General features: G+C 74.5%; 10 protein-coding genes. 4 read left to right on the top strand and 6 right to left on the bottom strand.

Going from position 1 to position 12,087, the window contains the following annotated elements; genetic code table 11:
• Positions 1–525 precede the first annotated feature (525 nt).
• Positions 526–1,965 carry an aminopeptidase P family protein gene (locus tag IE106_RS06995; protein ID WP_189530932.1) on the bottom strand — a complete coding sequence of 480 codons (1,440 nt, stop codon included), beginning with the start codon at positions 1,963–1,965 and terminating at the stop codon, positions 526–528.
• Between the two features lie 908 nt (positions 1,966–2,873).
• Between IE106_RS06995 and IE106_RS06990 the strand changes: the two genes are divergently transcribed.
• Positions 2,874–3,836, top strand: a complete 963-nt coding sequence (locus IE106_RS06990; protein WP_189530931.1) for a LysR family transcriptional regulator — start codon at positions 2,874–2,876, stop codon at positions 3,834–3,836.
• A 214-nt stretch (positions 3,837–4,050) separates the two neighbouring features.
• Here the strand turns inward: IE106_RS06990 and IE106_RS06985 are convergent, their stop codons facing one another.
• Both IE106_RS06985 and IE106_RS06980 read right to left on the bottom strand, forming a co-directional pair.
• Positions 4,051–4,485, bottom strand: coding sequence for a VOC family protein (locus IE106_RS06985; protein ID WP_189530929.1), 435 nt, complete (start codon positions 4,483–4,485; stop codon positions 4,051–4,053).
• A 180-nt stretch (positions 4,486–4,665) separates the two neighbouring features.
• Positions 4,666–5,820: a trypsin-like serine protease gene (locus tag IE106_RS06980; protein ID WP_189530928.1), complete on the bottom strand. Its 1,155-nt coding sequence runs from the start codon at positions 5,818–5,820 to the stop codon at positions 4,666–4,668.
• Positions 5,821–6,681: 861 nt separating this feature from the next.
• Here IE106_RS06980 and IE106_RS06975 point away from each other — a divergent pair.
• Positions 6,682–7,176: a hypothetical protein gene (locus IE106_RS06975; RefSeq protein WP_189530926.1), complete on the top strand. Its 495-nt coding sequence runs from the start codon at positions 6,682–6,684 to the stop codon at positions 7,174–7,176.
• A gap of 188 nt (positions 7,177–7,364) precedes the next feature.
• Here the strand turns inward: IE106_RS06975 and IE106_RS06970 are convergent, their stop codons facing one another.
• Positions 7,365–7,826: an ester cyclase gene (locus tag IE106_RS06970; protein ID WP_189530924.1), complete on the bottom strand. Its 462-nt coding sequence runs from the start codon at positions 7,824–7,826 to the stop codon at positions 7,365–7,367.
• Positions 7,827–7,915: 89 nt separating this feature from the next.
• Here IE106_RS06970 and IE106_RS06965 point away from each other — a divergent pair, with 89 nt between their 5' ends.
• A complete protein-coding gene (locus tag IE106_RS06965; RefSeq protein ID WP_189530922.1) occupies positions 7,916–8,383 on the top strand; it encodes a MarR family winged helix-turn-helix transcriptional regulator in 468 nt (155 codons plus the stop codon).
• Between the two features lie 205 nt (positions 8,384–8,588).
• Here the strand turns inward: IE106_RS06965 and IE106_RS06960 are convergent, their stop codons facing one another.
• Positions 8,589–9,488 (bottom strand): LysR family transcriptional regulator, encoded by a 900-nt coding sequence (locus IE106_RS06960; RefSeq protein ID WP_189530920.1) that lies wholly within the window; start codon positions 9,486–9,488, stop codon positions 8,589–8,591.
• Between the two features lie 148 nt (positions 9,489–9,636).
• Here IE106_RS06960 and IE106_RS06955 point away from each other — a divergent pair, with 148 nt between their 5' ends.
• Positions 9,637–10,689 carry a YncE family protein gene (locus tag IE106_RS06955; protein ID WP_189530918.1) on the top strand — a complete coding sequence of 351 codons (1,053 nt, stop codon included), beginning with the start codon at positions 9,637–9,639 and terminating at the stop codon, positions 10,687–10,689.
• A 390-nt stretch (positions 10,690–11,079) separates the two neighbouring features.
• Here IE106_RS06955 and IE106_RS06950 read toward each other — a convergent pair whose 3' ends face one another.
• The gene (locus IE106_RS06950) at positions 11,080–12,042 is read right to left on the bottom strand and encodes a S1 family peptidase (protein WP_189530916.1); all 963 of its coding nucleotides are present in this window, start codon (positions 12,040–12,042) and stop codon (positions 11,080–11,082) included.
• Positions 12,043–12,087 lie beyond the last annotated feature (45 nt).

Raw genomic sequence — 12,087 nt, 5'->3', positions numbered from 1 at the left:
GGGTCGGGGTCGCGGGGCGGTGCGGCGCTCCTGTCCGCGTCCACGGCGGGACGGGGCGCCGCGCGGCTGCACGTGACATGCTCACGACCTTTGTGCCATGTAACATTTCACAGGTGACGTTACGTGGGGAAGACATCTGACCGAACTCGCGGACGTCCAGGGCCTCATGGGCGGGAGCACGGCAGGAGACGGGGTGGCGTCCTCCCCGCTCGGCGGGCCCGGCGCAGTGGCGGGTTCGGCACTCCTGGATCACCGGTCGTCAGGGTCCCCCGCCGTACGGTCCCCCGGGGACGGCGCCCCAGGCCCGGCCCGCTTCCCCGAAGCCGCAGGCGCCCGTCGGGGCGGGACGGTGCACCGGGACCGGACGACGCGCTGCGGGGCGACGGCACGCGCGGGCGGGCGGATCGAGGGCCGGGGCCACCCGATCCGCCGGTCGCGGGGGCCGAAGCCCCGCCGGCGGCCGCACTCCGGCGGCCCGGTCCGCGGTCGCGTACCGACCGGCCGGGCGCCGGGGCGCGGCGCCGTTCAGCCCCGCAGCCGCGCCATCCACGCCTCCACTTCGTCCGGATGCCGGGGCAGGCCGGCGGTGAGGTTCTCGTTGCCCTCCTCGGTGACCAGGAGGTCGTCCTCGACGCGTACGCCGATGCCGCGGTACTCCTCGGGGACGGTCAGGTCGTCGGCCTGGAAGTAGAGGCCCGGTTCGACGGTGAGCACCATTCCCGCCCTCAGCGTGCCGTCCACGTACATCTCGGTACGCGCCTTGGAGCAGTCGTGGACGTCCAGGCCGAGCATGTGGCCGGTGCCGGCGAGCGTCCAGCGGCGGTGCAGGCCGAGCGCGTACGCCTCGTCGACCGGCCGGTCGCCGAAGAACCCCCACGCGGCCAGCCGCTCCGCGAGGACGCGCTGCGCGGCCTCGTGGAAGTCGCGGTAGCCGGCGCCGGGTCTCACGGCGGCGATGCCGGCCTCCTGCGCCGCGTACACCGCCTCGTAGACCTCGCGCTGGAGCGGGCTGAAGCGGCCGCCGACCGGCAGGGTGCGGGTGACGTCCGCCGTGTAGAGGTTGCGGGTCTCCACCCCCGCGTCGAGCAGCAGCAGCTCACCGGGGCGGGCCTCGCCGTCGTTGCGCACCCAGTGCAGGGTCGTGGCGTGGGGTCCCGCCGCGCAGATCGACGCGTAGCCCACGTCGTTCCCCTCGACGCGCGCGCGGGTGAAGAACGTGCCCTCGATGAGGCGCTCGGGGGTCGGCTCCCCGGTGGCGAGCACGCGGACGACGTCTTCGAAGCCGCGCACGGTGGCCTCGCAGGCGAACCGGAGGTCGGCGATCTCGAACTCGTCCTTGACCAGGCGCATCTCGGACAGGGCCACGCGGAACTCGTCGTCGTGCTCCGTGGTCGCCCTGCCGTCGAGGGCGGCTTCGACGCCCGCGTCGTACCCCCGCAGGAGGCGGACGCGGCCGGCGGCCCCGCCGAGCCGATCGGGCAGGGTGCGCACGTCGCGGCAGGGAAGGCCGAGCACCTGCTCGTTCTCGGTGAGGCTGTTGCGGCGGCCGTCCCAGAGCTCGCCGTGGTAGTCGAGCCAGAACTCGCCGTTGTCACGGTCGGAGCGCGGGCGCAGGTAGGCGGTCGCCCGATGGCCGCCGTCCTCGTCCGGCTCCATGACGAGCACGGCGTCCTGGGACTGGTCGCCGGTCAGGTAGGCGTAGTCGGAGGAGGGGCGGAAGGGGTAGTGGGTGTCGTTCGCGCGGACCTTGGCGTTGCCGGCCGGGATCACCAGCAGCTCTCCGGGGAACCGGGCGGACAGCTCGGCCCGGCGGCGTGCCGCGTACGCCGCCTGCGGGGCGGGCCGCAGGTCGCTGTGTTCGGTGTCCGCCCAGCCCTGCCTCATGTGGGCGGCGAGTTCGTCGCTCACGCGCCGGTACAGGCCGTTCTTCCGGTCCCGGTTCTCGTCGCTCTGCACGGTGGTCATCACCTTTCCGTCGTGTGTTCCCCCCTCGGGGGGCTTTCGTACCGGCGGTCGACGACCGCCGGGATCGCGCGCGACGCGCGGGAGGGCAGCGGGCCGCCCGGGGACCGCGTGGTCCCCGGGGCACCGCCCCACCGGTCTCCGGCGTGCGTCGTACCCGGGTCTCCCGGCGGTCCCGTCGGCCGCTGCCGCGGTGCGTTCCGGCGCTTTTCGGGGGCGTACGGGAGGGGGCCGTCCCGTCGTCTCCCGCATCCCACGTCATCGGGGCGGCCGCCTCGGCGGCCCTTCTCCGGCGGGTGCGAGGGCTCCGCGTACGGGGGCGGGAAGGGGCCCGTCCGGTCGCGCCTGCCGAACGGCGCCAGGTGGGCGTCCCCTTCAGGCGGGGAGTCCCGACAGGCGCGTGCCCGCGCCCTTCCTCGCCGTACCGCTCCGCGCGTGCGGCGGGTCACCGGCGAGCGGCTCCCCGTGCGCCGGCCCCGGGGAGGGCAGCCCGTCGTCCGGCGAGGCGCCCCACGGCTTCCCCGGCGCCGGGGGACGTCCGAGCGCCCGGCGGCCCCGGCCCGCCGAAGGGCTCACCGCCGGGGCGGCGCGCATGAGCGGAGATCGCGCACTGATCCTCCTTCCGAGGCGGCCGTACTGCGGAGCGCGCGGGGAACCGGAAGAGGCCGTGCACCGGATCCGTCACGCGGGGACGAGGACGCACTGCGACACTTCCACGGCAGCCCTCCCGGGACAACGGGATCGGGCATAGGACCCCCACGGCGCCGGGCATAACGCGGGGCGGCCCTGCGGGCCCGGCACGGCGCCGGGTGCCCGGAGTCCGGTCCGGGGTGCGGCCGTCACCCCCGTGCCAGCCGTCGGGGCCCAGCCGCATAATGGGTTCCGTTTCCGCCGCCCAGCGAGGTGTTCGAATGGATCTGGAGCTACGCCACTTGCGGGTGCTGTGCGCGATCGCGGACTTCGGGAGCGTCGGCCGGGCCGCCGCCGCGCTGGGGTTCACCCAGCCCGCGCTGAGCACGCAGTTGCGGCGGATCGAGCGGCTCCTCGGAGACGGGCTGTTCGTGCGCAGCCACACCGGTGTGGAGCTGACGGCGTACGGCGCCCGGGTCGTCAGCCAGGCCCGCGAGATCCTCGCCCGCGCGGACGCCCTCGTCCGCCGGCCCGCGGGTCCCCCGGCCGAAGGGGTCCGTCCCCTCCGGCTCGGTGTCACCAACACGCCGGTCCTGCCGTTCCTGCTGGACGCGCTGCGCACCGCGAGTCCCGACCTCCCGGTCTCCGTCAGCAGCGTCTACGCGACCGGTGACCTCCTCGCGCAGCTGGAGGCGGGAGAGCTCGACGCCGCGCTCGGTGTCGACTACCCCGGGCTGCCCCTGCGGCACTCCCCCGCGCTGGTGCACCGGGCCATCAACACCGTGCCGATCTTCGTGGCCATGCCGGCCGGCCATCCGCTGGCGCACCGTGTCGAGGTCCCTCTGGAGGAGCTGTCCGAGGAGACCTGGTTCGTCGCCTCCGACGACGGGGTCGGGTGGCCCGGCGCGTTCTACGACGCGTGCCGGACGGCGGGCTTCCACCCCGTCGACGTGCACGAGTTCCACGTACTGGACCAGCTGCAGCTGATGATCGCCAAGGGGCTCGGCGTGACGGCGGTCCAGCCGACCCTGCGCCCCATCGACGGAGTGCTGGTCAAGCCGCTGGCGGGTGCCCCCCTCTGGCAGCGGCACGTACTGATATGGCGCACGGGAGCCGTCGACGCGCCCGTGGTCGAGGCCCTGCACCACCACGCCGTCCACGTCCACCGCAACCTGCTGGCCCAGGCGCCCCACCTCCAGCGGTGGGTGACGCGGGCGTACACCACCAGCCGTCCTCCCCGGTGACCGTGCCCCCGGTGGTGCCCGCCGCACCCGCGGCGCGGGCCGAGGGCGGCCCGTGACCGCCAGCCACGCGGGAGGTGGTCCTGCGGCGGCCGGGGTGACCACGGCGTCGGAGCCGTCCGGGACGGAGGACGCCGACCGCCGGACCGCGGTCGTCGCGGACGGCGGCTGCCGGGGCGCCGGCCCGGTCATCCCGCACCGCCGTCCGGCGGACGGCTCAGTCGAGGCAGAACTCGTTGCCCTCGACGTCCTGCATCACCAGGCACGACTCGTTGACGCCGTCGGCGCGCAGCAGTTGCACACGTACCGCGCCGAGCGCGACCAGCCGTGCGCACTCGGCTTCGAGCACGGCGAGGCGCTCCTCCCCCACGAGCCCGGTGCCGACCCGCACGTCGAGGTGCACCCGGTTCTTGACGACCTTGCCTTCGGGGACGCGCTGGAAGTACATGCGCGGTCCCACGCCCGAGGGGTCCACGCAGACGAACGCCGCGCCCTGACGCTCAGGCGGCAGCGAGCGGTCGAAGTCGTCCCACGTGGCGAACCCCTCCGGCGGCGGCGGTACGACGTACCCCAACACCTCGCACCAGAAGCGAGCGACGCGCTCGGGTTCCGCGCAGTCGAAGGTGACCTGGAACTTCTTGATCGATGACATCGGCGCACCATAGCAGGAGGGTTCCCGCCCTTCATCTCCGTTCACGGGCAGGTACGTTGGCGGAGGGAGGGCCCTCGGAAGCCGCCGCGTACACGGCGGAAGGCCGCCCTGCCCGCTCGTCGCGGGCAGGGCGGCCTTCCGTGGTCGACGCTCGGACCGGGTGCGGTCCCCGGACCGCCGTCAGAGCTTCCACACCTGGTCGGCGTACTGCGGGTTGCACTCGACCTGCCGGGCCGGGGCGCCGTTGTCGGGCGTCTGCCAGGGGACGTACAGGCAGCGGTCGCTGAAGACGTTGCGGATCTGGTAACCGCCGCCGGTGACCGGCTCCAGCTTCCACACCTGGTCGGTGTACTTCGGCTCGCAGTCGTACTGCGTCGCCACCGCGCCGTTCTCCGGCGTGCGCCACGAGACCACGAGGCAGCGGTCGGTGAAGGTGTTGCGGACCTGGTAGCCGCCGCCGGTGACCGGCTCCAGCTTCCACACCTGGTCGGCGTACTGCGGCTCGCAGTCGGCCTGCCGGGCCTCGGCGCCGTTGTCGGGCGTCTGCCAGGGGACGTACAGGCAGCGGTCGCTGAGCGCGTTGCGGATCGAGGCGGTGGTGAGGCTCTGCTGCCGTACCCACGCCGCGAGGCCGTCGGCGCGGGCGGAGACGGCGCCGGTGCGGGTCTCGGCCGGGTCCGTCCCCAGGCAGCCGCCCTGCCAGGACCGGGAGTTCACTCCCACGACCTCGCCGGCCGCGTTGACCAGCGGGCCGCCGGTGTCGCCCTTGCAGACGGCGTCGGTGCCCTTGCCGGTGATGCGCAGGGTGGTGGCGTCGGAGGCGTCGACCGTGAAGGCGCCGGTGTGGAGCCTGTCCGGCACCCACACCGTCCTGGTGCGCCCGAACCCGGCCGCCGTCAGGTCGGCGCCGACGGCCGGGGCCGCGCCGGCGAGCGAGGCGGTGGGCGTGCCGGTGACCGGGGCGGCCAGACGCACGAGGGCGATGTCGCGGTCGGTGCGCGGGGCGATCTCGGTGAGGGTGACGGTCTTGCCGTCGCCGAGCGTCGCGGTGGCCTTGAAGGAGAGTTTGCCGGCCGGGACCGGGGTGCCGGGGGTGGTGGCGAAGCAACTCGCGGCGGTCATCACCCAGAAGCGGTCGACCAGGGTGCCCGTGCAGCCGCGGGTCGTCGGCTCCTCCCCGATGGTCAGCCGCGTCGCGTACGGGTGCGCACCGGCGGCGGCCTGCGGTCCGGTCACCGCCACGGCGGGGGTGGCCGGGAGCAGGCCTACGGTCATCGCGGCGGCGGCGGCCAGGAGACCGGTGGTCCGTGCCGTGCGCGGACGGGGTACGTGCATGCGTCATCCTTCGGAAGGGTCCGGCGCGCGAGGACGTCGCCGGTCGCGCGCCGGACACGGGTCTGCGGTGAGGTGATCGGGTCGTACGACGAACAGGGGGACGGCGCTCCGGAGGGACGGCCGGCCCGCGCGGCGGCGGTCGGCGGCCGCGGTGGGCGGGCGGGTACGTACGCGGTCGCCGCCCCGGAGGGACGGCCGGCCCGCGCGTACCGGCCCGGCGGGCCGCGGCCTCGGAGAGGCGGCTAGGTGGTGTCTTCAAAGTGGCGTCGTTCGCCCGTAGGGCGGGCCGGGCGGCGTCTGGTGCGTGCGATCGCAAGGCGGAGGAGGGAGCCACTGCGGAGCATTGGCGACCGACGACAACGCGGCGAGCGTGCGTGCCAGGCGTCGCCCGGCAGACGGGACTTTGAAGACACGACCTAGGGGAGCCGGTACCTGAACGGTCCGGTGGGATGCGAGCGTCCCGCGTCGGCGGTGCCGGCTGCTGGTCCACGTGCCTTCATGATGTGCGCCCCCCGAAATCCCCCGACTTCGCGCCGATCCTAACGATCTCACCGATCACGGCTCAAGTGCCCGCCGCCGCGAAGGAGCCGGCGCGCACCCCGGTACGGGCGCGAGCCGGCGCGGCCCTTCGGGGAACGCTCCTCGCCGCGCAGCGGCCCGGTGGCCGTCGCCGGCCGCTCGCCGCCGGCCGGCGGCCGGTCCGGCGTCCGTCGGGGTGCGTGAGGAGTGTCGCTCCGTCAGGACGGCACTGCCGCCGTGCGATGCTCGCCCCACTTCCGCACGGGTCCACGGCCGCCGGGGCCGTCACCTTTCGAGCCGGTTCCGGGGACGCGCCGTGCGGATCCTGACACGGGAGGCCCGGTGGACGTCAGCACCTTCTACGCACTCTTCTCGGCCACCTGCTTCACGCTGGTCGGCCTCTGGTGGAACGTGGTGCAGGGGCACCGGGACTGGCTGCGCGATCCGGCGCTGCGCCGGACCGTCGGCGGTGTCTACCTCTCGTTCCTGCTCCCCGCGCTCATGGGGTTGTTCGCGCAGGTCGGCGGCACCGAGACCCCGGGGATCTGGCGGTTCAGCTTCGTGGTGCTCGCCGTGATCGGCTGCGTGTCGACGCTGCGCCTGACCGGCCGCGGCCGCCGGGAGGGCTCCTCCGCGTTCCTGACCCTGGCGCAGGCGGTGGCGGCCCTGTTCTACGCCCTGATCGCGGTGGTGGGCGCGAAGCCCGAACTCGCGGGTGTCGTCGATCTGAAGCCGATCCAGGCCGAGGCGGTCCTGCTGATCCTGCTGGTCGTCCTGGGCCACGGGCTGGTCTGGAGGTTCATGGCCGGTGAGGGCCGGCCCGCCGACGCGGACTGAGCGGTTCCTCCGGGGTTCCGGTCCGCGCCGGCGGGCGCGTGGGGCCGGGCCTGCTCGGCGTCCGAGGACGCCGCGACCGCCGCGTCCGCCGCCGAGGGCGGGCCGTCGGGGTGGCGGTGGAGGCGGGGCCCGGCCCCGCGCTCCGGCGGTGGAGTCGCCGGCGGCCGGTCGGCCCGGGCGCCGTCCGCTCAGTGCCGGGCGGGGCCGTTGGGGCCGGAGACGGCGCCGAGCTGGGACAGGCCGTCGAGGATGTCGGTGCAGGTCCAGTACTCGACGAACCGGCCGTCCCGGACGCGCAGGATGTCGTGGCCGCTGAAGGAGACCTTCGTGCCGACGGGGGCGGTGGCCTGCGGGATGCCACCGGTGTAGGTGGCGCGCATGGTCCAGCGGGCGGCGATCAGGTCGCCGTCGACGATCGGGCCGAGGTCGACGGTGAGGGCGATGTCGCCGAAGGCGGCCATGGTCTGCTCGATCTCGGGCAGCAGGCGCTCGGGGCCGGTGACGGCCTCGGAGTCGCTGCCGTCGGGGCGGGCCTGGTGGACGACGAAGCCGGGGGCGAGGATCTCCTCGGCGTGGGCGAAGTCGCCGCGCCACAGGTCGCTCCAGCGGCCGTAGAGGGCGCGCAGTTGCTCGGGGGTGCGGGCGGTCATGGGTGCTCCCTGGGTGGTGTGCTACAAAGAATCTACGCCACACAGTATCTGTGCGACGCAGATAAAAAATAGGACGTGAGGGTGGTTCGATGTCAAACCGAACACGTGAAGAGCTGGTCTCGGCGGTCACCACGGCGGCCCGGCGCCACCATGCCGCCTACACGCTGTTCAACCAGGCCATGGCCGAACACCTCGGCCTGCACCCCACCGACCTGCAATGCGTCAGCCTGCTCGCCCTGGAGCCCGGTCCCCGCACCACCGGGGAGATCGCGGAGCTGACCGGGCTGACCTCCGGATCGGCCACCCGCCTGGTCGACCGCCTGCAGAAGGCCGGCCTCGCCGAACGCCGCCCCGACCCCCACGACCGGCGCAAGACGCTGGTCGCCCTCACCGCCGGCCGCACTCCCGAGGTCGAGGCCGCCTGGGACGCCCCCGGCAGGGCCTTCGAGCGGGCCCTGGACGACTTCACCGACGACGAACTCACCGTCATCGAGCGGTACCTGCGGCGCACCACCGACGTCGGCGCCGAACAGACCGCGCGCCTGCGCGGCGACTGACCCGGCGGCGGCCCGGCCGGTCCACGCGCCCCCGCGCACCGCCCCGGGGCGGACCGTGCCGGAGAGCCGAGCCGCGCCCCCTACCCGCGGGGGCGCCCTTCGGAAGGCCTCGGCGGCCCCAGGCGGACAGCGCGCCACCGCGGTCAGGCTGCCGCCCCGGGGGCCCGCGGGCGCGGGGCGTCCGCGGATCGTGGGTGGCCGGTCGTCAGGAACCGCCGGCCGGGGCCAGGACGGCGGACGCCAGGTGTTCGCGGAACCAGCGGTGTCCCGGGTCCGCCGAGTTGCGGGGGTGCCAGGCCATCCCGAGGTCCAGGGGTTCCAGGTCGAGGGGGACGGGGAACGTCCGCAGGCCCATGGCCGCGATGGTGTCGGGGAGCCAGTCGGCCAGGCTGAGCGCGACGAGGTCGGTGTCCCGGGCGAGCATCATCGCGCTCGTGTGGCTGGGCACGACCACCGCGGTCCGGCGGCGCAGCCCGAGTTCCGCGAGGGCGCTGTCGATGGGTCCGAGGCGCTTGCCGAGTCGGGAGATGCCGATGTGGTCGGCCGCGGCGAAACGGCGGGCGTCGATCCGCCCGTCGAAGAGGGGGTGGCCGCTGCGGGCGATGCCGACCAGCGTCATCCGGGTGAGCTGCCGGGTCCGGATCTCCGGGTCCAGGTGTCCGAGGACGCCGAGTTCGACGTCCACCCAGCCCTGTCGCAGCCCGGGGCCGCCCTCCAGCGCCTCCGGCAGGAAGACGATGTCCACCTGCGGGGCCTCCGCGTGGATCCGCTCGGTCAGGCTCCCGGCCAATCCCACCAGGAGCAGATCGGCGGCCTGCACCGTGAACGTGCGCCGGAGGTGCGCGGCGTCGAATCCGGCGCCGGGTCGCAGCACGTCGTCGCAGCCGCGCAGCAACGCCCCGACCTCCTCCCGGAGTTCCACGGCGCGCGGGGTCGGGACCAGCCCCTGGCCGGCTCGGACCAGCAGCGGGTCGCCGACGGTACGGCGGAGCCGGGCCAGGGCGCGGCTCACCGCCGCGGGCGAGGTGCCGAGGCGCTCCGCGGCGCGGGTCACGCTGTTCTCCTGCAGCAGCGCGTCCAGGACGCGCAGCAGGTTGAGATCCACCGGTTCCTCTCCCCCGAACTGCGTTTTTACGCTTGCGGCAATGATGGGATGCCCATCTTTGCATTGCTGTCGCACCTGCCGGCGCCGGAGAGTGGAGACGCCCGCGAAGACGCGGGGCGTTCCCGCTTCCCCGTTCTAAGGAGCCGCTGTGCAGCAGTCCCCCCGTACCGGTCGGGAAGGCGATGTCCTCGCCGTCGTCAGTCAGAGCGGACCGACGGTGTCGTTCTTCGACGCCGCCTCCGACCGGCGCCTCGGCGACGTGCGGGTCTCCGCCGAGCCGCACGAGTTGTGCTACGACCCGACGCGGCGGCTGCTGTGGTGCACGCTGACGTACCGCTCGGGCTACTACCACGCGAACGGCGGCCGGCGCACCGAGCTGGTCGTCATCGATCCCGACAGCCGCCGCATCGTCGAGGTCGTCGACCTCGCCCCGGAACACGGGCCGCACGGGCTGGCGCTGGACACGGCACGCGGGCGGCTCTACGTCAGCGTGGAGGGCGCGGAGGACCGGCCCGGCGGTGTCGTGGTGATCGACACGGGGACCCGCCGACCCCTGGGCAGGATCGACACGGACGCGCCCGGCCCGCACTGGTTCGCGATCGATCCGGCGGGGCGGACGGGTTACGCCACCAACAAGGAAGCGCCGTTCGTGTCCGTCGTGGACCTCGAACGGGGCGTCCTCACCGCGAAGGTCGAGGTCCCGGGCAGCGAGGGGCTCGCCGTCTCCGCCGACGGCACGCACGTCTTCGTCGCCGCGCCGTACGGCGACTTCTCCGGCGGCGCCGAGGGCCGGCCGGCCACCGGCATCCGCGTCATCGACCCCCGGACGGCGTCCGTCGTCGACATCCTGCCCACGGAGCACGTCATCCTGCCGGTGCACCTGACGTCGACGGGCAAGCTGCTCGCGGGCGAGTCGCGCATGACCGCCGCCCCGGAGGCGCGGCTCGGGCGCCACGCACCGGGCCGCCTCAGCGTCTTCGGTGCCGACACCCGCAAGCGGCTCGGTGAGGTCGAGGTCGGGCTCTTCCCGCTGACCGTCACCTCCTCCCCCGACGGCCGGCTCGGCTACGTGGCCTGTGTCGTCTCCTCCACCGTCGACATCGTCGACTTGGAGACGCTGGAGCGCTTGGCCCGGCTGGACATCGCCAGGCTCGGCGAACCCGGCGCCCACGGCCTGGCGTACGTCCCACGCCCCGCTTGACCGCCGGGGAGACCGGTGAAGGCGCCGGGGTGCGGATCGCGGGAACGGTGATGCACCGCCAGGAAGCGTTCGGTGCCGAGACGGAGCCCGTTCGCTCGTTGCCGCCCCGGCCCGCGACGGTGCCGGACGCCCGCTCGCCGTGGCTCTGACGGGCGGGAACACCCACGACCGCACGCGGTTCACCGCTGCGACGGACGCGCCCCGGTACCCGTCCGCATCAGGGGCACGACGGCCCCTCGACCGGGGTCCCTGCCGTTTCCGGTCGCGTCCCGGGGCCGGGGTGCGTGGTCCCGGGGGTACGGCACGGGCCCCGCTCACCGTCGTGGCCGCGCGCGGGGCCGCGGCGGCGTTGCGCGTCAAGTGCCCGCCGGCGCCTGTCCGTACGGCGCGTCAGGCGGAGCGGCCGGCCTTCTTGCGGCGCAGCGCGACGGTGGTGCCGGCACCGGCGAGGACCAGTGCCGAGGCCACGCCGACGAGCACCGCCGCGCTGTCGTTCGCACCGGTCCCGGCGGGGTCGGAGCCGCCTTCCGCGGGCGTTCGGGCGCTGACGCTCCTCATGGTCTTCCGGATCCAGGCGGCGTAGGCGGGTGCGTCGGTGTAGAGGCCCGGTCCCTTCGAACACGGCACCTTCGGGGCGCCGGGGCCCGACGTCACGCCGATGAGCTCCCACCGTCCGTCCCGGCCCTTCTGGAGCTGCGCGCCGCCGGAGTCCCCGGAGCACGCCATGGCCCGGGGAACGGTGCTGATCGTGCACAGCCGGGTCCGGTCCGCGTACCCGGGAGCGCACTCGGACTCGGTGCCCCTGCGGGTGTCCAGCTCCCGCAGCCGGTCCGAGAACTCCATCCGGCCGTCGACGGTGGTGCCGAAGCCCACGATCCGCGTCGGGGTACCCGCCCGGCCCGTCTCCTTCGCGATCCGGACCGGCTTCTGGAGGACCGGGCGGTCGAGGCGGACGAGCGCGATGTCGTCCCGGTTGGCGGCCTTCGTGTCGCCGTTCGCGTAGCCGGGGTGGACGAAGGTCCGGTCGATCCTCCGGACGGTGCCCCCGGACTTCCGGCGGTCGCTGCCGATCCGGACGGCGCCCTCCAGCCGGAGGCCGTCGCCCGTCACGCAGTGGGCCGCCGTCAGCACCCACCGCGGATCGATCAGCGACGCCCCGCAGACGCCGTCGAACAGGCCGTACCGCGGAGCGGACTCCGGGATCGTCGCCATGAACGGGTAACTCTCGGTGGCGTCCTTCCCGTTGACGATCGCTCCGGCGCTTCCGGTCATGAGGGTGGCGCAGGCGGCGACGAGGACGCTGACGGCGGCAGTGCGCGCCGTACCGCGGCGCACCGGCTTCAGGACGGACACGGGGACTTCCCTTTGCTCGAAGGATCCGTACGCGTCCAGCCTGCT

The sequence above is a fragment of the Streptomyces roseolilacinus genome (assembly GCF_014649335.1).
Taxonomy (GTDB): Bacteria; Actinomycetota; Actinomycetes; order Streptomycetales; family Streptomycetaceae; genus Streptomyces; species Streptomyces roseolilacinus.
Note: the sequence above shows the minus strand (reverse complement) of the source record. Positions and strands in the feature narration are given on the sequence as shown.